Source organism: Holophagales bacterium, assembly GCA_016719485.1.
Taxonomy (GTDB): Bacteria; Acidobacteriota; Thermoanaerobaculia; order UBA5066; family UBA5066; genus UBA5066.
This window is the reverse complement of record JADJZB010000004.1, coordinates 247180-271514: the sequence shown is the minus strand read 5'-3', so window position 1 is coordinate 271514 and position 24335 is coordinate 247180. Positions and strand designations below refer to the sequence as shown.

The window sequence follows — 24335 nt, the reverse complement described above, 5'->3', positions numbered from 1 at the left end:
ACCCCGGGTTCCGGGACCAGATTATGTTCCCATCCGGTAGTGTCGGTGCCGGCGAGATCCCACGGGCCCCTCAGGCCGCTGGCCGGAGGACGCGGGAGGGCCAGATCGCGAAGGCGACGCCCGTGAAGATGAGCAGCGCGGCGCCGAAGAGGCGGGGGGAGGGCGTTTCGCCGAGGACGAAATAGGCGAGAACCCCGGCGAAGAGGGGCTGGATGTAGATGAAGAACGCCGTCGTGGAGGCGCCCGTCCGGGCCAGTGCCCAGGCGTTCAGGGCATAGGCGCCGACCGTGCCGAGGAGGACGACGCCACCGGCGGCGGCGAGGGCCTCGCCCGACAACTCCGCCGGTCGGAGGCGGACGAGGTCGGGAAGGGCGACGAGGACGATCGGGATCGCCCCGTAACGGAAGACCTGGGCGACGAAGGAGAGCGCGGAACGGCGGGCGAGGACGTCCCGTGCGCGGACGAGGAAGAACGCGTAGGCCGCCGAGTTCAGCGTCACGAGGAGGTCGCCGACCAGCGTCGTGCTCCCGAACGAGAGGCCGGCCGTGCCGAGGAGGAAGACGACCCCGCCGAAGGCGATCGGGACGCCGAGGAGACGCCGCGCGGAAGGCCGCTCGCGGCGCATGAGCAGCCCGACGACGATGGTGAAGATCGGGACCGTGGCCACGAGGAGCGTCGCGTGGGTCGCCGTCGTCCGGTGCAGGCCGGAGATGAAGAGGACCTGGTTGGCGACGATGCCGAAGAGGGCGAGGAAGGCGATCTCGAGCCGGTCGCCGGGAGTCTGGCGCGGGGCCGGCCCGGAGAAGGCGCGCGCGGCGAGTGAGAGCAGGAGAGCCCCGAAGACCCCCCGGACGGCTGCGAGCGTGAACGGGGTCAGCTCGCGCATCGCGACCTTCCCGAGGACGGGAAGCGTCCCGAAGAAGACCTGCACGAAGAGGAGCGCGACGTAGGGAGCGAGGCCCGCGTCTCGGGCCCGGGGCTCAGCGGCCAAGTGGAACCGCGGCGACGACGCCCTCGGCCGGCCCCGACGCGGAGTCGACGACGAGCGTCGTTCCCGGCGCCTCGTGCTCGCGCCTCACGAACGCGAGGGCGACCCGGTGGCCGCGAAGCGCCGAGTCGGCCGCGCTCGTCACCCGGCCGACCGGCTCGTCGCCCGCGCGTACCGGGTCGCCCGGCGCCGCGCCGCTTCCGGCGGGGAGGAGCAGCGCGACGAGGTGACGGTTGACGTGTCCGTAGGTCTTCAGTCGGGCCACCGTCTCCTGTCCGAGGTAGCACCCCTTCGTGTACGAGATCGCCGTCCGTTCCAGCCACGCCTCGTTTGGAAGGACCGTTTCGTCCAGCTCCGCGCCCCAGCGTGGAAGCCCCGCCTCGATCCGGCCGGTCTCGAGGACATCCGGCTCCACGGTCTGCGCCCCGCAGCTGGCGAGGAGCTCGAGGAGCAGGGCCGATGCGTCCGGCCGGGAGAGCAGGTCGAACCCGTCCTCTCCTGCCCGCGAAACGCGGGCGACGCGGACGGCGGCGTCCTCGAGCTCGGTCACCAGGTGCGAGAACGGCGCGGCGGCGGGCTCGGCGATTCCGGTCGCCGCGAGGACGTCCGACGCACCCGGGCCCTCCAGGTGGAGGACGCACGTGGATGCCGTCCGGTCGTCCAGAATCGACCGGCTGAAGGGAACGTAGCCCGAGAGGAGGGACAGGAGAGGCGCGGCGAGGGACGGCTCGCAGTCGAGGAGGAACTCCTGCTCCGACAGCCTGAGGACGGACAGGTCCGCCCTCATCTTCCCTTTCGGGGTGAGGAGGGCAGCATGTGCGCCCGAGCCTGGGCGCAGGCCTTTCACGTCGTTCGTCACGAGCCCGTGGAGAAGCTCGGCGGAATCGGGTCCGGTCACCGCGATGGCGCCGCGCCCGGTGAGGTCGACGAGAACGGCACTCGTCCGCAGGAACGCGAGACCGGCATCGGGAGCGGGAGGAAGCAACATTCGTGCGATTCTCGCATGTGTCGTAAAATGAGACGCTTGAACGAATCCACACCAAAACCACGAGCCCCGCGCCGCCGCCGGCGGACGGGAAGAGCCGTAGCCAACGGTCCGGCAGAAGCCGCCGCGACGCCCGCCTCCGAGGTCTCCTTCTTCGAGACCGAGGCGTACGCCCCTTCCAACACGACGATCGTCGAGACGGTCGCCTCCGCCCCGCCCCCTGTGAGCATGAGCCAGGAAGACCAGAAACTCGCACTCTTCATCGACATCGACAACGTCATCATCGGCCTCCGCGAGAGCGGCCACCCGAAGTTCGACGTCAAGCTCCTCATCTCCCGTCTCCTCGACAAGGGGAAGATCGTCATCAAGAAGGCCTACGCCGACTGGTCCCGCTACGCGGAGTACAAGCGGGCGTTCCACGAGTCGGCCTTCGAGCTGATCGACATCCCCCAGCACAAGATGACGGGCAAGAACTCGGCCGACATCCGGATGGTCGTCGACGCCATGGACCTGGCGTCGAACAAGGACCACATCACCACCTTCGTGATCGGCTCCGGCGACTCCGATTTCTCGCCCCTCGTCTCGAAGCTCAAGGAGAACAACAAGACCGTTCTCGGATTCGGCGTGAAGGGCTCGACGTCCGAGCTCCTCATCGAGAACTGCGACGAGTTCATCTACTACGAGGACCTCGTCCGCGAGCAGGTGAAGGTCCCGGCGTTCGCCGGCCTGACGGAGAAGCAGCGCGAGGTCTTCGCGCTCCTCATCGACTCGATGCAGGCGCTGAAGCGCGAGAACAAGGAGGTCCTCTGGGGCTCGATGGTCAAGCAGACCATGCAGCGCAAGAACCCGAGCTTCTCGGAGTCCTACTACGGCTTCCGGGCCTTCTCCGAGCTCCTCGAGTCGGCCCAGAAGCAGAAGGTCATCTCGCTGAAGCGCGACGTCAAGAGCGGCTCCTACATCATCACCGGCTTCGGGCCGGGGACGGTGGCCTGAGCCGTTGACGGCGTCTCCGCCGGGACCTCGCTTCGGGGACGCGGTCCCGGCGTGGCCTCTCGCGAGGCGCGAGGCGCTCGGCGACTTCCGGGTCTTCCGGGTCCGAAAGGACGTCTCCGTCTCTCCCGTGAAGGGGACGGAGCATGCGTTCTTCGTCCTCGAGGGGGCCGACTGGGTCAACGTCGTCGCGCTGACGGACGCCGGCGAGATGCTCTTCGTCCGCCAGTGGCGGCACGGGACGGAGGAGGAGACTCTCGAGATCCCGGGCGGCTGTGTCGACCCCGGCGACGCGTCCCCTCTCGCCGCCGCAGAGCGGGAGCTGCGCGAGGAGACGGGCTACGTCGCCAGCGACTGGGCCGAGCTCGGCTGGGTGAGCCCGAACCCCGCGATCCAGGCGAACCGCTGCTTCACGTACCTCGCCCGCGGCTGCCGGAAGGTCGGCGAGCCTTCGCCCGACGGGACGGAGGACCTCCGCGTCGAGACCATTCCGGAAGCGGACGTCCCGGGCCTGGTCCGCGACGGCCACATCCGGCACGCCCTCGTGCTCGCCGCGTTCCACTGGTACGGCCTGGGCGCCCGCTGAGCCGGCCGTCCCGAGGGGCCTTCGTGGATCCGATTCCCCTGATCGAGACGGGTCCGGCGGGACGTCACGCCCCGCAGCAGCGCTTGAACTTCTTGCCGGAACCGCACGGGCAGGGGTCGTTGCGTCCGGCGCGCGGGCCCGCAACGACCGGCTTCGGGGGCGCGAGGTGCTCGGGAAGCTCGCGCGCGACACGCCGCGCGGCCTCGTGCCGGGTCCTGAGCTCGTCGAGGGCGTCGGAGTCCCCGGCGAGGGCGTTCCAGAGCCGGTGCGCCGTCTCGGTCGCGTCCGGGTCGTTCGGCTGACCCGTCTCGAGGTCGACGAAGAGGTGCTCGGCGGTCTCGTCGTCCGCCGCGACGAAATCGAGGGCGACCTCGGTGCAGGGGCAGTCGGGCGTCAGGCACCACAGGTCGACGACCCAGTAGCGCCGCCCGTCGAGGACGACCGAGAGGTCCCAGCGGCTGGGAAAGAGCTCGAAGAAGGGGACCATGGCCTCCAGGTCGACGTCGCTCCAGTCGACCTCCTTCCACTCGTCCGGGTCGTCCTGGCGGCGCGCGCGCCGCCATCTCTCGTGCAGCGCCTCGAGCCGGTCTCCCCGCAGCTGTCGGCGGAGGCGCGCGAGGAGAAGGGCCTGCGACGTCCCGGGGTCGGGGACTTTCTCGACGGAGATCTCGCCCGACTCGACGTCGAGGGTCGCATGGAGCGGCGGGTCCTCGCTCTCGAGAAATTTCCCCTCGACGATCTCGAGAGGCTGGGCCAGCAGGTCCACCTCGTGGCAGTGGCACTCCGTGCCGGTGCAGCTGGCGGTGTCGAGGGCGATGAGCCCGGCATCGGCATCGTCCCCCTCCTCCCCCGGGAGGATCATCCGGCTTCCGTCGTCGAAGATCCGGGTGAAGGCGACATCGGTCTCGTCGTCGGACTGGTTCATTCGGTTCCCCTCGTGAAGACTACGCCCGAAGCCGGTCGGGCCCGGTTCACGCTCAGCGCCTCTCTTCGAGCTCCTTCGGCCAGCCCAGGACGAGGCTGAGGAGGCCTCCCGCCTTCTGCGCGGTGAAGGGGACGACGAGAAGCCGCGAGCCGTCTGCCGCGAGGGAGAAGCTCGGCCCGCCGGGGTTCGGAACGGAGAGGCGGAAGAGGGGAGCCACCGCCCCGACGCGGAACGAGTCGCCCTCGACCGCGACCTCCGCGGACATGATCTGGCCGTCCATCTGGACGTAGACGATCTCCTTCCCGTCCGAGCGCCACTGCGGATAAGCGCCGGATTTCGTGGAGACCTGCCAGCGCCGGCCGGGTCCCGGGAAGGGCGTCACGTAGACCTCGTACTCCCCCGACTCGTTGGAGAAGTAGGCGACCCAGCGCCCGTCGGGAGAGAAGGAGCCGGCGACCTCCGTGAACTCGGTCTGCCGGAAGACCTTCGGCTCGGCTTTCGGCTCGAGAGGCAGGACCCAGATGTCCGACCTCGTCGCGTCCGCGCTCCTGTTGACGAGAAGGACCCGGCCGTCCGGCGAGACGGACGCGGGCTGGGTCCCCGGCTCTCCCGAGTAGACGAGCTCGACTTCTCCCGCCCCTTCGATCGCTTTCCGATAGACGTCCCAGCGGCCTTTCGGGTTGGAGGCGAAGTAGACCGTCCTGCTGTCCGGGGCCCACGCCGGCATGAGGTCCTCGGCCGGGTCGAACGTGAAGCGAGTCTTCAGCCCGCGGCCGATCTCGAAGACCCAGAGATCGTGGGTCCCGAGGCTGAAGTCGGCGAGCTGCGCCACGGCGAACTTGCCGTCGGGCGACAGCACCGCGCGCCGGTAGGTCGCCGCCTCGCCCAGGGGCGCCGTCGCTTTTCCAGTCCGGTCCCGCCACTCCAGGGTCGTCTCGTTCTCCGCCTTGCCGGTCAGGAACGCCAGGACGCCGTTCTGCGAGGAGGAGAAGACGGCCACGGCCGCGCCCGAGACGACGAGGACGTCCTCCGCGAGCGGAACGGCCTCTCCCGAGAGCGTTCCCTTCGCCGCGTCGAACTCCTGGGCGACGAGAACGCGCTCCCTCACGAAGAGCAGCTTCCCCGAGGCGAACTCCGCCTGGCTCGAGCCACGCAGCAGCTCCAGGCTCTCGCCGTCGTCGAGCGAACCGAGGAGGATCGCGCTCCGGTCCGGCGCGAGCCCCCGCGCGAAGTAGAGGAATCTCCGCCCGTCGGGCAGGAACCGGGGGTGCCGGTGCGAGTTGTGCTTCGCCCCGTCGACCTTCGTGATCGGCTGGGGTGCGCCGCCGGCCGCCGGGACGCGCTGGAGGGGGCCCGAGCTGTCGGGCGAGAAGACGATGACCCCTTCCGTGCCCCAGGTTCCGCCCTTTCCGTTCGTTGCAGGGCAGAGCGTGACGGGCGGGCCGCCCGTGACGTCGATCTTTCGAAGGACGCGATCGGTCCTCACGAAGAAGCCGAGCCAGCGCGAGTCGGGCGACCAGAACGGGTAGCCCGCGCCCTCCGTCCCGGAAAGCGCGTGGGCCGTTCCCGCGTCGAGGTTGCGGACGAAAAGGCGGACCTTGCCGTCCCCGTCGCTCGCCGAGAACGCGATGCGCCGGCCGTCGGGAGAGACGGCCACGGGGCCCGGGCTCTCGGGGGAGAGGCTGAAGCTCGTGCCGTCGGGCGCCGGGATCGCGGCCTTCACGAGCGGGGCGGAGCCGTTCCTGCGGGCGAAGAGGACTCCGCCGAGCCCCAGGGTCACCGCGAGAGCCGCGACCGCCCAGGGCAGCGCCCCGCCGAAGCCCCTGCGGCCCGCGGGGGCCGCCGTCGCGGTCGGGGCTGCCGTCACGAAGGAGTCCGGCTGGGCCTGGTAGTCCTCGAGCGTCACGCGCGCGTCCCCGATCGACTGGAGCCGGCGGGCCGGCTTCTTCTTCAGGCAGGAGGAGACGAGCTGGGCGAGGACGGGCGGCAGGTCCGAGGGGAGAGCCGCGAGGTCCGGAGAGTCCTTGAGGACGGACGCGAGGACGTGCGAGACCGTCTCGCCCTCGAAGAGCTTCCGCCCGGTGAGCATTTCCCAGAGGACGACGCCGAAGGACCAGACGTCGGCGCGCCGGTCGGTCGCGAGACCCGCTGCCTGTTCGGGGGCCATGTACGAGGCAGTCCCGAGGATGACGCCCGCCTTCGTGTGGTGCTGCGTGATCGTGGGCGAGTAAGAGAGGTTGCTCTGCGACCGCTCCTCGTCCCAGGCCTTGGCGAGGCCGAAGTCGAGGACCTTGACGGCCCCGTCGGGCCGGAGCTTGACGTTCGCGGGCTTGAGGTCCCGGTGGACGATCCCCTTCTCGTGCGCCGCCTCGAGGGCCTGGGCGATCTGAAGGGCGATCGGGAGAGCCTCCGCGAGCGGCAGGGGCCCTCGGGCAATCCGTGCCGAGAGGTCCTCGCCCTCGACGAGCTCCATGACCAGGACCTGCCGGCCGTCGAGTGTCTCGAGGCCGAAGAGCGTGGCGATCGCGGGGTGGTTGAGCGACGCGAGGACCTTGGCCTCGCGCTGGAAGCGCGAGAGCCTCTCCTCGTCGTCGGCCACGGCCGCGGGAAGGACCTTGAGCGCGACCTCGCGGCCGAGCTTCTCGTCCGTCGCGCGCCAGACCTCGCCCATCCCGCCTTCGCCGAGCTTGGCGGAGACCCGGTAGCTGCCGACGGTCGTACCGATCACGAGAGCCCGCGGTCTGCGAGTCGCCCGACTGTGTCCATGAAAACCGCGGAGTCTACAGGCAGTCGGACTTGCCGCCGCGCCGTCCGTGCAACGGACGGTCGAGGCTCAGGACCGACCTCGACATCCTGATGCCGCCGTATCCATTCAGGGCTGCCGGACTCCCGGCCCAGAATAGAAAATCAAGACCTGACCCCGTTTCTACTCGATGCGCCAGATTCCGATCGAGCCGCCAATGGCTCCGACGCGGGTGCCGCGCTTGAGGAGGGCGGTGCGAATGCGCTCGAGCCGGTCGGCGTCCTCGAGAGCGCCCTTGGCGCGCAGGAGCTCCGGGCCGAGGGCGAGCGGGGCTTCACCGATGGCCAGGAGGGCGCCGGGACGGTCTTCCTCTCCCGGGAAGGGCGGGCGAAGGACCGGGGCGTGACGGGCAGGGAGGTCGCCTCCGAAGACGACGGCGCCGAGCCCGCCCGGTGCGAAGGAGGGAGCGGCGTCCCTCAGGCGGAGGAGGTCCTGGCCCCAGTCGAGGCTGCTGTCGACGAAGAAGCGGCGCCCCCCTTCGAGCCCTCCCGCAAGGGCGTTGAAGAACGACAGCTCGTGGGGGTGGACCGTGGCGATCTCGACGGTCGCCACGAAGAGCGCTCCGAGCGCGGCGGCGCTGCGAAGGCGGACGGCCGGTGAGGCGAGAGCGGACCCGGCGGCGATGGCGGCGAGCGGAAAGAGGAGAAGTGCGTGGCGGACGCCGATGTTGTAGGTCGTCCGCGAGGAGAGGAGGAGGAAGAGGAGCAGCGCGCCTCCGAAGACGGCGGCGAATCGGCGCGACGGACGCGCCGCGAGAGCCGCCGCGAGTCCGACGAGGAGTCCGAGGGGCGTCTTGACGGCGAGAGCGACGGGGAAGTACCAGGGTGACCCCTCGCGCGAGACCTGCCCGAGGAAGTAGTTCGCTCCGGCCCCGACGTCGCTCTGCAGCGCGACGGAGAGGGCGCCCGTGAGGAGGTTGCCCAGCGGCGGGAGTGCGTCTCCGGCGGCAATGACGGCGCGGGCCAGGGCTGGGGAGCGCCCCTTCACCTCGAGCCGGTCGACGGCGAGGGCGTGGCGGTCCTCTGGCGTCTGGTTCCGGTATGCCCATCCGAAGCCGGCGAGCGTGACGAGCAGGGCGATCCCGGCGGCGCCGAGGAGGCGGCGCGCGAGGCGCGGGAGGTCCCGAAGGGTGGGCGTGACGTCGGCCGCGAGGAAGGGGAGCGTACAGAGGGCGAGGAGGGGCGCGCTGAACTTCGAGAGGAAGGCGAGGCCCCAGAGGAGTCCGAGCAGAAGGGTGGCGCTCTGCGCCTCGGGCCGCGCGAGGCGCGCGAGCGGGCCGAGCGAGAGGACGACGAACAAGGTCACGGCCAGGTCGGTGTGCACCACGCCCGCGTGGGCGTTGAGGGTCGGCTCGAGCGCGGCGAAGGCGAGGGCGGCGCACCCGGCCCACGGGCCCCACCGGCGGCGCGCCTCGGCGCGCACGGCCAGGAGGAGGGCTGCGAGGAGCGCGACGAACGGAAGCCGCGCGCGGAAGAGGATCGTTTCCGGCGGGGTCGCGTTCTGGTACAGAAAGCGAAGGAGCCGGGCCGGACCCGGGACCGAGTGGAGCGGGTCGTCGGCGGGGCGGATCGGCAGATTCGTGAGAGCGATGCCGGCGAGAGCCTTCGCGAGGGGCGGGTGCTCCGGATTCCACCGTCCCGTTCCGTCCCGGACGGTCTCCAGGGCCGCGGCGAGGTGAACGGGCTCGTCGGCGGTCGCGGCGTCGCCCGAGAGATGGTGAAGGGCGAGGGCCGCCGAAAAGACCACGAGGGCGAGCGATATCCACGGCTCGAAACGGGGCCGCCGGGCCGGCGGGACACTCGGCTGGGACCGGTTCATCCGGCGCATGCTAACTTCGGGCGGTCGTGACCGCCGTCCGAATGCTCTCCCTGACGCTTCCCGGGCCCACCGGCTCCCTCGAGGCGCTCCTTCGCCTCCCGCCGAGCCCGGCGGGCGCCGCCGTCGTCGCCCACCCTCACTCCCTCTTCGGCGGAACGATGCACACGAAGGTCGTCCACCGGACCGCGAAGTTCCTGGCCGAGCGGTTCCATCTCGCCTCGCTCCGCTTCAATTTCCGGGGCGTGGGCGCGTCCGAGGGAACGTACGACGAGGGGCGTGGAGAGACGGACGACCTCGTCTCCGCGGTCGGGTTCGTCCGCGAAAGGTACCCGTCCGGCCCGCTGGCTCTCGCGGGCTTCTCCTTCGGATCGCTCTGCGCGGCGCGGGCCGCTCTCGTCGTGGAGCCCACCGTCCTTCTCCTGATCGGCGTCCCCTCGGACCGCTGGCCCGAAGAGGAAGCCCGGGCCCTGGCGGGACGCAACGTCGTCTGGGTCCAGGGGGCGGCGGATCAGTTCGGCCCCGGAAAGGTCGCCCTCGAGACCGCGGCCCGGTACGGCTTCCGGGCGGCCGTCGTGCCGGGAGCGGACCACTTCTTCACCGGGCGGCTCGATGCGTTCGAGAAGACCGCCGTAGGCCTCCTCGTCGAGGCCGGGCTCGCGCGGCCAAGGGCCCACGCCTGACGGCAGGGAGGACGAACATGCTCTCCGAAGGCGAGAAGGCCGAGCTGCTGAAGCGGGCGCGCCACGCGGCGGCCCGCGCCCTCGGCCTCCCCGAGGGGAGGCGGGACCTTCCGCAGGCCGAGGGGCGCCTCGCCGAGCCCGGGGCCGCGTTCGTGACCTGGAAGAAGGACGGCCGGCTGCGAGGCTGCATCGGCAGCGTCGAGCCGTGGCGGCCCCTTTCCCAGGACGTGGAAGAGAACGCCGTGGCGGCCCTCCTTCGCGATCCGCGCTTTGCTCCGGCCCAGCCTCGCGACCTGTCGAAGCTCTCTCTGGACGTATCGGTCATGACCCCGCTCGAGGAGGTGACCGAGCCCCTCACGCAGATCGAGATCGGCGTTCACGGCGTCGTCGCGCGAAAGGGGCAGCGTTCCGGCCTGCTTCTTCCGCAGGTCGCCCCGGAGTGGGGCTGGGACGTCCCGACGCTCCTCTCCCAGGTGTGCCTGAAGGCGGGCCTCCCGGAAGATGCCTGGAGATCGGGCCATCCGCCCGCGACGGTCTACCGCTTCTCGGCAGAGGTCTTCGGGGAGAGCGCGTAGAGGAGGATTCCCGTCGCCACGGCGGCGTTGAGCGACTCGACCCGCGCAGAGACGGGAATCCGGACCCTCAGGTCGAGTGCGTCGAAGACCGGCGCCGAGAGCCCGTGCCCTTCCGAGCCGATGGCCAGGACGAGGGGCGCGAGAGCCTCCAGCGTGTCTGGTTCGCGGCCGTCGTGGGCGTCGGCCCCGGCCAGGGTGGCCCCGGTTGCGCGGACCCAGGTCACGGCCTCGGTCGAGAGGACGTTACTCACGACGGGAACCCTCAGGGCGCTTCCTGCCGAGGCGCGGAACGCCTTCTGAGCGAAAGGCGATGCGGTGCCCGGCGTCAGGACGACACCTCCGGCGCCGAAGGCCTCCGCAGCCCGGAGGATCGCGCCGACGTTCGCGGGGTCCTGAAGCCCGTCGAGGAGGAGGACGAGCCGCGACCCGGCGAGAGCCGGGAGCGTCGAGGACGGCACGGGTGCGAGAGCCACGAGGGCCCGGGTCGACCCGAGGTCGGAGAGGCGCGAAAGGGCGCGGGGGGAGACCTCGACGATCTCGACGCCGGCACGCCGCGCGCGGTCTACGGCCACGGTGTCGACGGGCGCGAGGTCGGACGCCGCGAAGACGACGTCCGGTACGAGGCCCGCGTCGAGGGCGTCGACGAGCATCCTGGCACCCTCGAGGACGAGCGCTTTGCCTTCCCGCGCCGCGCGGACGGCTGCGGCGATGCGCGGGTTCGCCGGCGATTCGATGCGGTCGCTCACGGCTTCCCGTCCCCGTTCCCGGCGAATCGGCGGACGGCCCGCCGCTGCTCTTCCGTCTGGGGCGACTCGGGGAAGACAGCGCTCTTCGGCACGTCCTGCCAGAGTGCGTCCAGGAGCGCGAGCGCCTCGTCTCCCGTCACCCCGTGGCGGCGGGCGAGGAACGAGGCCACCGCGGTGCCGGTCCTCCCGATGCCCCCCCAGCAGTGGACGTAGGCCGGCTCGCCGCGCTCCACGGCGCCGTCCAGCTCCGCGACGATCCGCTCGAGGCCGTCGGCGCGCGGCACGCTCATGTCGCGCACGGGGTGGCGGACCTTCCGGGCCCCGACTCCTTTGGCCGCCGCCTCTTCCTCGAGGGCGACCTCGTACGGCTCCAGAACACCCGTCCGCCCGCTCTCCCGCTCCTCCGTCAGGTCGACGAAGAGCCGGATGCCGGCGTCCAGAAAGGCACGGAGACGAGCGCGCCCCTCCTCCTCGACGAAAGAGAAAGGGTACTCGCCCGCGAGGAGAAGGCCGGGAACGACCCAGTAGCACTCGGGAATCGGGAGTGGCGGGGTCATCGGCACGGAGTCTCCTCGAAGCCTTCCAGGACGTCCACCGCGTGGACTCCCAGCTCCCGGACCGCGTAGCCCCCTTCCAGGACGAACACGGTTGGGAGCCCGAGGCGCGCAACGCGCGCGCCGAGGCGGCGGAAGGCGTCCGATCGAAGCCCGAACTTCGAGATCGGATCCGAGGCGTACGTGTCGAGACCGAGGGAGACGACGAGCGCGTCACCGGCGTGCCGCGTCACCCGGGAGCAGCCGACCTCCAGCGCTTCGAACCACGCATCGGCAGACGTGCCGGCCGGCAGCGGGAGGTTCAGGTTGAAGCCCTCGCCCTCTCCTTCGCCGACCTCGTCGGCGTGGCCGAGGTAGAACGGGTACTCGGTGCGCGGATCTCCGTGGATGCTGACGAAGAGCACGTCGGCGCGGGCGTAGAAGAGGCTCTGGGTGCCGTTGCCGTGGTGGTAGTCGACGTCGAGCAGGGCGACCCGGCCGCAACCGCGGGCCTGGAGCGCCCGGGCCGCGATCGCGGCGTTGTTCAGAAAGCAGTAGCCCCCCATGAAGTCCGCCCCCGCGTGATGGCCCGGTGGCCGGGTCGCACAGAACACGCCCCGCGCGCCGGAGGCGACGAGCGCGGCCGCGCTGGCGGCCGCGTCGGCCCCTGCCTTCGCCGCGGCCCAGGTGCCGGCGGCGAGAGGCGTCCCGTTGTCCATCGAGTAGAGGCCGAGCCGGGCGACGAAATCGGCCGGCTCGACGTCGCTGCGCAGCGTCCGCACCGGCCAGACCGAAGGGAACGGCTGGACGGTCGCATTCGCGGGATGCCGTTGCAGCCACTGGCTCCAGGCGGACTCGAGGAAGGCGAGATAGCGGCGAGTGTGGACCTGCAGGAGCAGGGGAGCGCTGTCGTCCGAGGGGGCGCGCAGCTCGTGGCCCCGCGCGACGAGCTCGTCGCGGACGAAGGCCGCCCTCGCGGGGGACTCGAAGCAGGGAACCCGTTCCCCGCGGAAGAACTCGTGCTTCGGGTCGTGCCCCTCGTGCAGCGAGGAGTAGAAGGTGATCACGTCCGCGATCTTAGCGGGGCCGCGCCGTCAGGGCGTGCGCTCTCGCGGTGCGGCGCCCGCGCGGATCACTGTGGCGACGGGTCGCGCCAGACGGGCTTGCCCTCGAAGAGAGTCAGGAGGATCTTCGTCTGGAGGATCTCTTCAGGCGGCGCGGCGAGGATGTCGCGCGAGAGCACGACGAGGTCCGCGCGCTTTCCGACCTGGATCGAGCCCCGCTCCCTATCCCCGAACCCGGCCCAGGCCGCGTCGATCGTGTAGTGGCGCAGCGCGTTCTCCACACTCACCGCGAGCTGCGGCTGCCAGCCGCCGGCGGGCCTTCCCTCGCGGGTCTTGCGCGCCACCGCGCAGTACAGCCCGCGGAGCACGTCGGGGGTCACGACCGGCCAGTCGCTGCCGAAAGCCAGGCGGCCCCCGGTCTGCTCGATGAGCCGCCAGGCGAAGCCGCGGCTGGCGCGCTCCGGACCGGCGTTGGGCGACCAGACCGTCTCGTTGTTCTGGTCGGGGTTGGCGTGCAGCGGTTGCATGGAGGCCACCGCCCCCAGGGCCGCGAAGCGCGGGGCGTCCGCCGCGTCGATCGCCTCCACGTGCTCGACGCGATGCCGGCGGTCGCGCGGACCGTGCTGCTTCGCCGCCGCCGCGTAGGCGTCGAGGGCCATGCGGATCCCGCGGTCCCCGATGGAGTGGAGCCACACCTGGAGGCCGGCCTTGTCTGCATCAGCGACCGCGCGGTCGAGGGCGGCCTGGTCCCAGCGCGGCGTTCCCCGGCCCACTTCGGGGTCGTCGGAGTACGGCGCCAGCATCGCCGCGGTGTGCGCCTCGATCACCCCGTCGACGTACCCCTTCACGCCGCCGAAGACGATCGCGCCGTCGCGGTACTTTTCCCGCAGGCGGACGGCCTCCGCGATGCCGGGGGCGGGGTCGCCCGGAGCGATGCTCACGGTCAGGCGGGTACGTACCGTGAGCTTGCCCTCCGCGCGTGCCCTCTCGAGGAGTGGGAGGAACCGGGCCACCTCCTCGGCGTCCCAGCCCGCGTCCTGAACCGCGGTGATCCCCTTGCCGTTGAGCAGGGCGAGGGCCTGGAGCAGCAGGGCGTAGTGCCTCTCTGCGTTCGGCTCGGGGATCAGCTCCTCGACGAGGCTGCCCGCCGCTTCCTTCAACGCCCCGGTCGGCTCGCCCGTCCTCGGGTCGCGCACGATGGTGCCGTTCACCGGGTCCTTCGTGTCACGGGTGATGCCTGCGAGCGCAAGGGCCTTGCTGTTGGCCCAGCCGGTATGCCCGTCGTAGCAGTCCATGTAGGCCGGCCGATCGGGAACGATCGCGTCGAGCTGCTGGCGCGTGGGGAGGCCGCCGGGAAACGACCCGTAGACCCAGCCCCGTCCCACGATCCAGGGGCTCTTCGGGTTGGCCTCGGCGAAGCTCCGGATCCTCTCCTGCAGCCCGGTCAGGGTCGTCTCCTCCGCGAGGTCCACGCGCTCGAGGTTGCGGGCCCCGCTCATGAGGTGCATGTGCGCGTCCTCGAAACCGGGGGTGACGAGGCGCCCCCGGAGCGCGACCGTCGTCGTCTTCGGCCCCTTCAGCAGGGCCACTTCCGCGTCAGTTCCGACGAGGGCGACGCGCCCGTCGCGTACCGCCACGGCCTCGGCCCATGGCCGGGACGGGTCGGCGGTCCACACCCGCCCGCCGGTCAGGAGCAGGTCGGCGGCGGGCTCGGGGGCGGGGGCGGGGGCGGCGAGCGGGGACAGCAGCAGGATCGCGAGCAGGGCAGTGCGCATGGCTCCTCCACCCGGGATTGTCGACGAAGGGATACGCGAGCGGAACCCGCTCGCGCGGGAACGTGGTCGCGGCGGGAACCGCTCCGCGTGTGCCAACATCGAGGGATGGCGTTCGAAGGTCCTCGCGAGTCGGAATCGAGCGGCGAAAGCCCGGTCTCGCGGGCGGCGCCTACCCGACGGGGACGGGCCGGATCTCGGCCTCTGGACGATCTTCCGGTTCTGGCTCCCGCTCGCGGCGACGTGGCTGATGATGGCCGCGGAGGGCCCGTTCGTCGCGGCCCTCGTCGCCCGGCTGCCGGAGCCGACGTTCAACCTCGCGGCGTTCGGCGTGGCCCTCTCCCTCGCCTTCGTGGCCGAGGCTCCCATCATCATGCTCCTCGCCGCCACCACGGCCCTCGCGCGCGACCGCGAGAGCTTCCGGCGGCTCCGGCGGTTCTCGATCCTGATGAACGGCGGCGTGACGGCGGCGATGGCCTTCATCGTCTTTCCGCCCGTGTTCGAGGTCCTGGCTTCGAGGGTCCTGGCGCTCCCGCCCGAGGTGGCGGGCCGGGCGCAGCTCGCGGTGGCGCTGTTTCTCCCGTGGCCCGCGGCGATCGGGTTCCGGCGGTTCCAGCAGGGGATCCTGATCGGCGCGGGACGGACCCGTCTCGTCGCGTACGGAACGGTGGTGCGCCTCTCGACGATGGCCGCCACGGGGTTGGTCCTCTTCCTGGACGGAAGGCTCGAAGGGGCCCTCGTGGGAGCCGGCGCCCTTTCGGCGGGCGTCGTCGTCGAGGCCGCGGCCTCCTGGGCCTGGGCCCGGCCGGACCGGAACAGGCTTACGCTGAGGGCTCCGGCGTCACCCGGTGACGTCCCGAGCCTGGCGGACATCCAGCGTTTCTACTGGCCCCTCGCCGTCACCCCGCTGATGAACATGGCCGCCCAGCCCCTCGTGATTCTCTTCGTCGGACGCGGCCACCTCCCGATCGAGTCGCTCGCCGTCCTTCCCGTCGTCAACACGTTCGGATTCCTCTTCCGGTGTCCCGCCACGGCGTTCCAGGAGGTCGTCATCGCCCTGGGCCGGGGTGGCGACGCCGCGCTTCGGTCGCTGCGCCGCTTCGCGACGCTCCTGGGCGGGCTGTCGTCGCTCGCGATGGCGGCCGTCGTCCTGACCCCCGCCGCCGGGCTCTGGTTCGCAGGGGTCACGGGCCTCGACAGCGAGCTGGTCCCGCTGGCGCGACGCGCCGCGGCGGTCCTGGTGCTGACTCCTGCGGCCGCGACCGTCCTCGTCTGGATGCACGCGCGCCTCGTGCTGCTCCGGACGACGCGCCTCGTCACGGTCGGGACGCTCGTCGAGCTGGCCGTCCTCACCGCCACCCTGTTCGCCGGCATTTCGTTCAGCCGCGTTCCCGCCGCGATCGTCGCCACGACGGCCATTCTCGCGGGTCGTTCCGCGGGCGCGCTCTTCCTCCTGGCGGCACGCCGGGGGCCGCGGCTCGGACGATAATCTCCCGATACCGTGACGAAACCGTACCCTCATCTCCTGTCGCCGCTGGACCTCGGCTTCACGACGCTCTCGAACCGGGTCCTGATGGGTTCGATGCACACCGGGCTCGAGGACCGAAGGGCGACCTTCCCGCGCCTCGCCGCCTATTTCGCCGAGCGCGCGCGGGGCGGCGTCGGGCTGATCGTCACGGGCGGCTTCGCGCCGAACGTCGAGGGGTGGCTGTCGCCGTTCGGGGGCCGGCTCGCGACCCCGCGGGCCGCCCGAGCGCACCGGATGATCACGGGGGCCGTCCACGCCGACGGCGGCAGGATCGCCCTCCAGATCCTCCACGCAGGCCGATACGGTTACTCGCCCTTCTCGGTCGCCCCGTCCCGGATCAAGGCGCCGATCAACCCGTTCACCCCGCGTGCGCTCTCGGCGGCCGGCGTCGAGAGGCAGATCCGGGCGTTCGTGCGCGCCGGTGTGCTCGCCCGGGAGGCCGGCTACGACGGCGTCGAAGTGATGGGCTCCGAGGGCTACTTCATAAACGAGTTCCTCGTCACCCGGACCAACAAGAGAACGGACCGGTGGGGAGGGACCTACGAGAACCGGATGCGCCTCCCGGTGGAGATCGTCGGGAGGTTGCGCGAGGCCGTCGGCCGCGACTTCATCATCGTCTACCGGATCTCGATGCTCGACCTGGTCCCCGGCGGGAGCACGTGGCCCGAGGTCGTGCAGCTCGCCAAGGCCATCGAGGCCGCCGGCGCCACGATCCTCAACACGGGCATCGGATGGCACGAGGCCCGCATCCCGACGATCGCCACGAGCGTGCCGCGCGCGGCCTTCGCCTGGGTCACGCGCAAGCTGAAAGGCCAGGTCGGGATTCCGCTCTGCACGACGAACCGGATCAACGACCCCGCGGTCGCGGAGCGGATCCTCGCCGAGGGCTCCGCCGACATGGTCTCCATGGCCCGGCCGCTTCTGGCCGACGCGGAGTTCGTGAGGAAGGCGAGCGAGGGGCGCGCCGCCGAGATCAACACGTGCATCGCCTGCAACCAGGCGTGCCTCGATCACGTCTTCAGCAGGAAGCTCGCGTCCTGTCTCGTCAACCCGCGCGCCGGACACGAGACCGAGCTCGTCTACTCGCCGGCGCCGTCCAGGAAACGGATCGCCGTGGTCGGTGCGGGGCCGGCCGGGCTCGCCTGTGCCACGGTCCTCGCCGAGCGGGGGCACGACGTGCACCTGTTCGAGTCCGCGGCCGAAATCGGTGGCCAGTTCCGGATGGCGATGCGTGTCCCGGGCAAGGAGGAGTTCGCCGAGACGCTCCGGTATTTCGGAGGGCGGGTCCGCGCCACCGGCGTCGCCCTGCACCTCGGAACGCGCGTCGGCGCGAGCGAGCTGGTCGCGGGGCGCTACGACGACGTCGTCCTCGCCACGGGCGTCGTTCCGCGGAGCCCCCGCATTCCGGGCCAGGACCACCCGATGGTCCTCTCCTACGTCGACGTGCTCCTCGGCGGAAGGGCCGTGGGCAGGTCGGCCGCCGTCGTCGGCGCCGGGGGGATCGGCTTCGACGTGGCGGAGTTCCTCGTCCATGGCGAGAGGCCAGCGGGGGAGACCGGGCCGGACCTGGCCCGATGGATGGAGGAGTGGGGCGTCACCGACCCCGAGGTCTCCCCGGGCGGAGTGGCGCAGCCCCGGCCGGCGCCGCCCGCCCGGAAGGTCACCCTCCTGCAGAGGAAGAAGAGCCGCCCGGGCGCCGGCCTCGCAAAGACCACGGGATGGATCCACCGGGCCTCGCTCAAGATGAAGGACGTCGAGATGCTCGCCGGCGTCTCCTACGAACGGATCGACGACCGTGGGCTCACCGTCCGCCTCGGAGAGAAGGGGGGAGAAACCCGGCTGCTCGAGGTCGAGAACGTCGTCCTCTGCACGGGCCAGGAGCCGCAGCGCGAGCTGGAGGGCCCGCTCAGGGAGGCCGGAGTCCGGCTGCACCTCATCGGGGGAGCGGACGTCGCGGCCGAGCTCGACGCCAAGCGCGCCATCGACCAGGGCTCGCGGCTGGCGGTCTCCCTTTGATCCTCGGTCAGAATCCCAGGGAGAGCGCGAGGCCGTAGTACTCGACTTCGTTGACGTAGAACTGGCCGTGCGGGTCGAATCCCCTGTACCACTCGGCCATCAGGCGCAGCCGCCGCTGCCCCGGGTCGGGATGACCGAACTCGAGGCCGGCCTTGACGCTCGTGTCGATGGCCCAGTCGTGCTCCTCGAGGCTCTTCATGTCCACTCCCGCGATCGGTCTCCCGTGCCACAGGAGCGCCTTCTTGCCGCGAAACTCCAATCCCCAATGGGCGCTCAGCGGCTCGAGATCAGCCGGCTCGTTGTGGAGCAGGTATTCGCCCCCGGCGTAGAGGCGCAGGCTGCGCCATTCGTGCGAATAGAGGAGCTCCGTCGCTTCGAAGCTGAGGTTGACGCGGTCAGGAGGATTGGCGCCGAGGAGCAGCTCATCCCCCAGGTGCGAGCTCTGGTGATAGATGCGAAAGCGCAGCGACCCGTTGCCGTGCCGGAACGTCACGGGAAAGCCGATGACGTAGTCCGCGTTCACGAGGTCATACGAGGGCGTGTCCATGTTGAACTGGGCGAAGATGGCGCCCTGCACGCTCAACTGCAGGCCCTGCCCTTCGGAGCTGCCGAAGAAACGGTAAAGGCCGAAGGTCTCGCCGAACCCGACGGACGCCATGGTGAACCGCGCGCCCGACGAGGTGAAGCGGTTCAGGCCGACGAAGAACTGTGCCTGCTTCGGATCGGCGACGAGGGGCCGGAAGAAGTCACCCGTCGGAAAGGCCTCTCCCTTCCCGGCCGCTTCCGGCGCTCCACCCACGGCTCCGGATGGAACGGCTTCCGCGGCCTTCACTTCTATCGCGACCCCGCGCAGCTCCTTGACGGTGGAGAGTTCCTGCTCGGCCGCCTTCCGCCGCGATGGGTCGTCTTCGAACAGGGTGATGGTGGCAACCCCGTTCACGACCGTCAGGCGATAGGAGTCCCGGTCCCAGTGCAGATTCCGCTCGACGAGGGAGGCGACGTAACCGGCCAGGAACTCGTCGCTGGCCTTCTCCTCCGAGAGGGCAGCGTGCGCTCCGAGGAGAAGCGCGAAGCTCAGGGAGACCGCACAAAGGCTGCAAGCGGCGCGCCGCTTCGTGGGTCGCCTGGGAAGCTCCTCTTCGCACTCCGGAACGGATGTGGGCATCGATGGCACCTGTGATCCTGTCGAAAGGCATGACCGATAGAGTGCGGACAGAACGAACCTCCTTCGATCCTCCGAGATCCAGCGCAAGAGCCTTGCCAGGTGGGTGGTGGCGAGGGGAACGCCTCTGACGTCGGTCGGGAGGGCAAAGGCCAGGCATCGGCCCCGAAGGTGGACGCGCTTTCCCGGTCGGTTGAAAGGAGTACAAAGGATGCGCCTGCCAGCGTTCCACGGGCGGAATGCGCCCGTGCTACAAGGGTTCATGCGCCGCTTCGGCCCCGTCCTCCTCGCCGCGCTCGCGCTCCTCGCGTGCCGCCGACCTCCCGCCGTCGACCCCGCGTACCTCGCCGCGGTCGACGCGGCCCGCGCCCGACGGATGGCGGAGCTGACCTCCGAGGACGGATGGCTCTCCCTCGTTGCGCGCGAGCTCCTGGCGCCCGGCGAGAACGTCGTCGGGTCCGACCCGTCGGCCGCGCTGGTCCTGGAGGACCCGGGCATTCCGGCGAGGGCGTGCACCTTCGACCTTCGCCCGGATGGCACCGTGGTCCTCCGAGCCGGGGCAGGCGCTCCCGTCGCCGTGAACGGCGGCCCGCCGACCCCGGCGCCGCTCGTCCCCGAAAGCGACGGGGAGCGGCACGACGTCGTGACGGTGGGCCGCGTGCGCATCTCCCTCCTGTTGAAGGACGGCCGTGTTCTCGTCCGCGCGCGCGATCCCGAGAGCCCGCGGAGGGCGGGCTTCACCGGTCTGAAGTATTTCCCGGTCGATCCCGCGTACCGCGTCGAGGGCGCGTACGAGCCGTACGCGGCGCCGCGGGAGATCGACGTCCCCTCCTCGAGAGGGCCCGCCCGCAAGGCGCTCGCGCCGGGCATCGTCAGATTCACGCTCGCCGGGCGGGAGCTCGCGCTCGAGCCGACCGTCGAGTCGCCCGAGGACGAAACCCTCTTCTTCGTCTTTTCCGACGCCACCGCCGGCACGGAGAGCTACGGAGGAGGCCGCTTCCTGCACGCGAAGAAGCCGAAGCCGGGGGAGGCGAAGGTCGCCCTCGACTTCAACCTCGCCGAGAACCCGCCCTGCTCGTTCACTCCCTTCGCGAGCTGCCCGCTGGCCCTCCCGAGGAACACGCTTCCCGTCCGGGTCGAGGCGGGGGAGAAGGCGCCCGCGGATCACTGACGTCGGGGTGGTGTGACGGACGCGCCGGCGGTGCCGCGAAGAACAGGGGAGCCCGCTCGTGCGGGCTCCCCTCGTATCCGGGTCGTGTCAGACGGCGACGTGCGTCAGAGCTTCGGGCCCGCCGCGATCACCTCGGGCGCGCACCCTTCCTCGAACTTCTTGAAGTTCTCGACGAAGCGCGCGGCGAGCGAGCGGTAGCGGTTCGCGTAGAGGGACTTGTCGGGCCAGGAGCTGGACGGGTCCATGACGGAGTCGGGGATGCCCGGGCAGCTCTTCGGGACCTCGAAGCCGAAGATCGGGTCCTTCCGGTACTCGACGCCGTGGAGGGAGCCGTCCAGCGCGGCGTCGAGGAGCGCGCGGGTGTAGCGGATGGAGATCCGCTTGCCGACGTTGTAGGGACCGCCGACCCAGCCGGTGTTCAGGAGCCAGCAGCTGACGCCGTAACGCTCGATCTTCCTCTTCAGGAGGTCGGCGTAGAAGGCAGGATGATGGACCATGAACGGACCGCCGAAGCAGGCCGAGAACGTCAGCTCGGGCTCCTTGCCGAGGCCGACCTCGGTGCCGGCGATCTTCGACGTGTAGCCGGAGATGAACTGGTAGAGCGCCTGGTCGGGCGTGAGCCGCGCGATCGGCGGCAGGACCCCCTGGGCGTCGCAGGTGAGGAAGATGATGTTCTTCGGGTGGCCGGCCTTCTTCTCGGGGACGGCGTTCGCGATGAACTCGAGCGGGTAGGAGCCGCGGGTGTTCTCGGTGATCGACTCGTCGTCGAGGTCGATCTTCCGGGTGACCGGGTCGAAGACGACGTTCTCGAGGATCGTCCCGAAGCGGTGGGTCGTGGAGTAGATCTCCGGCTCGGCCTGCGCCGAGAGGGCGATCACCTTCGCGTAGCAGCCCCCTTCGATGTTGAAGACCCCCTCGTCGCTCCAGCCGTGCTCGTCGTCGCCGATGAGGCTCCGCTTCGGGTCGGCCGAGAGCGTCGTCTTGCCGGTGCCGGAGAGGCCGAAGAAGAGAGCCGAGTCGCCCCCCTTTCCGACGTTCGCGGAGGCGTGCATCGAGAGGACGCCGTCGAGAGGGAGGAGGTAGTTGAGAACGGTGAAGACCGACTTCTTGATCTCGCCCGCGTACTCGGTGTTGCCGATGAGGCAGACGCGCTGGTCGAAGCTGAGCGTGATGAACGTCTGGGCGTTCGTCCCGTCGATCGGCGGGAAGCCCGAGAAGCCGGGGGCCGCGATGACGGTGAACTCCGGGACGTGGCGGCGGTACTCCTCCAGCGACTGCGGCAGGATGAACATGTTCCTGACGAAGAGGGAGTGCCACGCCTTCTCGGTGATGATCCGGACCGGGACGCGGTAGGCGGGGTCGGCGCCGGCGTAGACGTCCTGGACGAAGAGGTCGTGCCCCTGCAGGTACCCCTGAAGGCGGTTGAAGAGGTCGTTGAACTTCTCGGGGGCGTAGGGGCGGTTGTACGGACCCCACCAGACGTGACCTTCGGTGGAGGGCTCCTTCACGACGGCCTTGTCGTTCGCGGCGCGCCCGGTGTGCTTTCCGGTGTGGGCGACGACCGGGCCGCCCGCGACGATCCGCGCCTCGCGGCGGAAGGCGATCTCCTCGTAGAGCGCCTCGGTGGGGAGGTTCCAGTAGGCCATCCGCAGGTTCGAGAGGCCGTGGTTCGCGAGCCCGTAGTCGGCCTTTCGCGCCGAGGCTTCGCCTTCGGCCGGAGTCTTGATGTCGAGCAGGTTCTTCACAGCCAGTCCCTCACGAGCTTCTTGTCGCCGACGTAGATCTCGTTGGGGGCCGACGGGTCGAGCGCCCACTTGATCCGGGCGATTCCCTCCTGGATCTCCTTGATCGTCCCCGCATACGAAAGGCGGAGGTAGCCCTCCATCCCGAACTCGCGGCCCGGGACGGCGACGACGAGCGCCTTCTTCAGGAGGAAGTCGGAGAGCTCGACCGACTTGCTCGAGTAGGCGCGGAAGTCGGGGAGGCAGTAATACGTGCCGTCGGGCTTGATCGTCTTCACCCCGTTGAACGAGGCGAGCTCCTGGAGCATGACGTTCCGGTTGTTCTCGAGCTGCAGGCGGAGGCTCTCGACGGCGCTCTGGAGGCCCGACATCGCCCCCTCGGCCGCGGCCTGGAGGAGGACGGAGACGGTCGTCGTGATCTGCCCCTGGACGTTCGTCATGATCTGGACGAGCGGCCGAGGCGCGATCGCCCAGCCGATCCGGAACCCGGTCATGCCGTAGAGCTTCGAGACGCCGTTGACGGCGATGACCTTCGACGTCTCGGTGTCCTTTCTCGTGAACTTGAAGCAGCTCGGCGACTTCTTTCCGTCGAAGACGAGCTTGTGGTAGATGTCGTCCATGATCAGCCAGATCCCCTTGCGCTCGCAGAACTCGACGAGCTCGGCGATGAGGCTGTCGGGGTAGAGGACGCCGGAGGGGTTGTTCGGGCTGTTGCAGATGATGACGCGCGTCGCCGACCCGACGGACTTCTCGATGTCCTCCATCCGGGGGACGAAGCCGCCGTCCTCGGCCTTCACGATGACCGGGACGCCGTAGCACATCCGCACCATCTCGGGGTAGCTGACCCAGTACGGGGCGAGGATGACGACCTCGTCCTGCGGGTTCAGGACCGAGTAGAGGATGTTGAAGACCGACTGCTTGGCCCCGGCCGAGACGATGACGTTCTCGGGGGCGACGACGCGGTCGTAGTTCTCCTCGGTGTACCGGATGATCTGCTTCTTCAATCCCGGCGTTCCGTCGGCCGGCGTGTACTTCACGTCCCCGGCGTTCAGCTTCGAGGCGGCGGCGAGGATGGCGGCGATGGGGGCCTTGTTCTTGGGCTCGCCGGCCCCGAGATGGACGACGGCCTCGCCCTTCTCGCGCAGGAGCCGGGCCTGCTCGTTCAGGCGGAGCGTGGGCGACTCCGCGATCGATTTCGCGAGCTGAGAGACGCTCATGGGGTGAGAAACCTCCCTTTCGCCGGTGGGCCGCTGGAGCAGAGCTCCGCGGCGCCGAGGGCAACGAGGGATTGTACCGGCGTGGGGGCGTTTACGCTGCCGTGGAAGTCGCGTCCTCCGGGGTGCGGGGGAACGGGTGGACCAGGGGGATCGGCGGGAGGGCACGCTTCAGGTCCGCGAACCGCAGGAGCGAGGCCTGGTAGCCGACCCGCGTCATCGCGAACAGCCAGAAGCCGAGCTGGCGGACGCCGACGAGCGCGGCGATTCCGGCGGAGGTCGCGGGGTTCATCGCGACGCCGAGCGCCGTGAACCCGGCCTGGATCGCGAGCCCCAGGGAGAGCCAGAAGAGCCAGAGCCCGGCGGCGGGAGAACGGGACCCGCGGAGGACTTCCTTGGCGGCCCGGTAGGCCCCGCGTGCGTTCGCGGCTTCGCCCGTCGCGAGGGCGATCCTGGCCAGCGAGAAGCGCAGGTTCACGTTCGCGGCGATGGCGAGCGTGGCGGCGACGGCCCAGACGAGGCCGAACGTCGCGAGCGTCCCGTTCGGCGCGGCGTCCTTGCCGGCGATCCTGCCGAGAAGGAGGACGGGGCCGACGACGAGGAACCCGATCCAGAGCGTGAGAGAGACGGCATAGCGTGAAAACGCCCAGGCGACGGGACGGAAGAGGGCGGCCCCCTCGGAGACGGTTCGGCGCAGCGCCGGGCGGGGCAGGCCCGAAAGGAGGACGCGGATGGCCCCCGTCGTCAGGAGCAGATCGAGGAGGACGGAGAGGACGACGCCGGCCCCGATCGCCGCAAGGGCGATACGGACGTCGTGCGGGAAGACCCCCGCGAAGCTGAGGAACGCCCAGGAATCCCAGCCCCGAAGGAGGCCTTCGCGGAACGGGCTCTGGTCGATGGGGGCGAAGAGTGGCCCGAAGGCGACCCAGGCCGGCAGCGACGAGACGAGCAGTCCCATCCAGAGGACTCCGGCGAGACGGCGATAGGTGAACGTGGCCGAGAAGCCGGTCGTCAGGGGAGAGAGGCGTGGCGGCATG

19 protein-coding genes and 1 pseudogene are annotated in these 24335 nt (G+C 70.6%); 7 read left to right on the top strand and 13 right to left on the bottom strand.

The window, feature by feature from the left end; all coding sequences use genetic code 11:
* Positions 1–70: 70 nt before the first annotated feature.
* Positions 71–991 carry a DMT family transporter gene (locus tag IPN03_04180; protein MBK9372928.1) on the bottom strand — a complete coding sequence of 307 codons (921 nt, stop codon included), beginning with the start codon at positions 989–991 and terminating at the stop codon, positions 71–73.
* A complete protein-coding gene (locus IPN03_04175) occupies positions 981–1976 on the bottom strand; it encodes an aminomethyl transferase family protein (protein ID MBK9372927.1) in 996 nt (331 codons plus the stop codon). Before IPN03_04175 ends, IPN03_04180 begins: the two co-directional genes overlap by 11 nt.
* A gap of 225 nt (positions 1977–2201) precedes the next feature.
* On the opposite strand from IPN03_04175, the gene IPN03_04170 reads away from it, so the two are divergent.
* Together IPN03_04170 and IPN03_04165 are read left to right on the top strand one after the other, a co-directional pair.
* Positions 2202–2966 (top strand): NYN domain-containing protein, encoded by a 765-nt coding sequence (locus IPN03_04170; GenBank protein MBK9372926.1) that lies wholly within the window; start codon positions 2202–2204, stop codon positions 2964–2966.
* 4 nt (positions 2967–2970) lie between these two features.
* Positions 2971–3549 (top strand): NUDIX hydrolase, encoded by a 579-nt coding sequence (locus IPN03_04165; GenBank protein MBK9372925.1) that lies wholly within the window; start codon positions 2971–2973, stop codon positions 3547–3549.
* 64 nt (positions 3550–3613) lie between these two features.
* Here the strand turns inward: IPN03_04165 and IPN03_04160 are convergent.
* From IPN03_04160 to IPN03_04150, 3 genes and pseudogenes are all read right to left on the bottom strand, one after another.
* Positions 3614–3703 (bottom strand): annotated as a pseudogene (locus tag IPN03_04160) (SEC-C domain-containing protein).
* 823 nt (positions 3704–4526) lie between these two features.
* Entirely contained in the window at positions 4527–7202 is a 2676-nt protein-coding gene (locus IPN03_04155; protein MBK9372924.1) for a protein kinase, read from the bottom strand.
* Positions 7203–7400: 198 nt separating this feature from the next.
* Positions 7401–9095, bottom strand: coding sequence for a glycosyltransferase family 39 protein (locus IPN03_04150; GenBank protein MBK9372923.1), 1695 nt, complete (start codon positions 9093–9095; stop codon positions 7401–7403).
* 26 nt (positions 9096–9121) lie between these two features.
* On the opposite strand from IPN03_04150, the gene IPN03_04145 reads away from it, so the two are divergent.
* Together IPN03_04145 and amrA are read left to right on the top strand one after the other, a co-directional pair.
* Positions 9122–9775: an alpha/beta hydrolase gene (locus IPN03_04145; protein ID MBK9372922.1), complete on the top strand. Its 654-nt coding sequence runs from the start codon at positions 9122–9124 to the stop codon at positions 9773–9775.
* A 17-nt stretch (positions 9776–9792) separates the two neighbouring features.
* Positions 9793–10350: an AmmeMemoRadiSam system protein A gene (gene amrA, locus IPN03_04140; GenBank protein ID MBK9372921.1), complete on the top strand. Its 558-nt coding sequence runs from the start codon at positions 9793–9795 to the stop codon at positions 10348–10350.
* Here the strand turns inward: amrA and IPN03_04135 are convergent.
* The 4 genes from IPN03_04135 to IPN03_04120 form a co-directional block, all read right to left on the bottom strand.
* Positions 10311–11096, bottom strand: a complete 786-nt coding sequence (locus IPN03_04135) for an RNA methyltransferase (protein MBK9372920.1) — start codon at positions 11094–11096, stop codon at positions 10311–10313. The two genes, amrA and IPN03_04135, sit on opposite strands and share 40 nt — an antisense overlap.
* Entirely contained in the window at positions 11093–11653 is a 561-nt protein-coding gene (locus tag IPN03_04130) for a dual specificity protein phosphatase family protein (protein MBK9372919.1), read from the bottom strand. Before IPN03_04130 ends, IPN03_04135 begins: the two co-directional genes overlap by 4 nt.
* Complete coding sequence (locus IPN03_04125; GenBank protein ID MBK9372918.1) at positions 11650–12696, bottom strand: histone deacetylase family protein; 1047 nt, start codon at positions 12694–12696, stop codon at positions 11650–11652. The genes IPN03_04130 and IPN03_04125 overlap by 4 nt, the downstream gene beginning before the upstream one ends.
* Positions 12697–12761: 65 nt before the next feature.
* A complete protein-coding gene (locus IPN03_04120) occupies positions 12762–14468 on the bottom strand; it encodes an amidohydrolase (protein ID MBK9372917.1) in 1707 nt (568 codons plus the stop codon).
* On the opposite strand from IPN03_04120, the gene IPN03_04115 reads away from it, so the two are divergent.
* A complete protein-coding gene (locus tag IPN03_04115) occupies positions 14467–15954 on the top strand; it encodes a hypothetical protein (protein ID MBK9372916.1) in 1488 nt (495 codons plus the stop codon). The genes IPN03_04120 and IPN03_04115 overlap by 2 nt on opposite strands.
* Before the next feature lie 12 nt (positions 15955–15966).
* Positions 15967–18009, top strand: a complete 2043-nt coding sequence (locus tag IPN03_04110; protein MBK9372915.1) for an NADPH-dependent 2,4-dienoyl-CoA reductase — start codon at positions 15967–15969, stop codon at positions 18007–18009.
* Positions 18010–18016: 7 nt separating this feature from the next.
* Here the strand turns inward: IPN03_04110 and IPN03_04105 are convergent, their stop codons facing one another.
* Positions 18017–19174, bottom strand: coding sequence for a DUF1207 domain-containing protein (locus IPN03_04105; protein ID MBK9372914.1), 1158 nt, complete (start codon positions 19172–19174; stop codon positions 18017–18019).
* 259 nt (positions 19175–19433) lie between these two features.
* Between IPN03_04105 and IPN03_04100 the strand changes: the two genes are divergently transcribed.
* The gene (locus IPN03_04100) at positions 19434–20342 is read left to right on the top strand and encodes a DUF1684 domain-containing protein (protein ID MBK9372913.1); all 909 of its coding nucleotides are present in this window, start codon (positions 19434–19436) and stop codon (positions 20340–20342) included.
* 104 nt (positions 20343–20446) lie between these two features.
* Here IPN03_04100 and pckA read toward each other — a convergent pair whose 3' ends face one another.
* The 3 genes from pckA to IPN03_04085 all read right to left on the bottom strand — a co-directional run bounded on the left by pckA (position 20447) and on the right by IPN03_04085 (position 24334).
* On the bottom strand, positions 20447–21988 hold the full coding sequence (gene pckA / locus IPN03_04095; protein ID MBK9372912.1) for a phosphoenolpyruvate carboxykinase (ATP): 1542 nt from the start codon (positions 21986–21988) through the stop codon (positions 20447–20449).
* Between the two features lie 95 nt (positions 21989–22083).
* The gene (locus IPN03_04090; protein ID MBK9372911.1) at positions 22084–23301 is read right to left on the bottom strand and encodes an aminotransferase class I/II-fold pyridoxal phosphate-dependent enzyme; all 1218 of its coding nucleotides are present in this window, start codon (positions 23299–23301) and stop codon (positions 22084–22086) included.
* Positions 23302–23392: 91 nt separating this feature from the next.
* On the bottom strand, positions 23393–24334 hold the full coding sequence (locus IPN03_04085) for a hypothetical protein (GenBank protein MBK9372910.1): 942 nt from the start codon (positions 24332–24334) through the stop codon (positions 23393–23395).
* Position 24335: the final 1 nt, after the last annotated feature.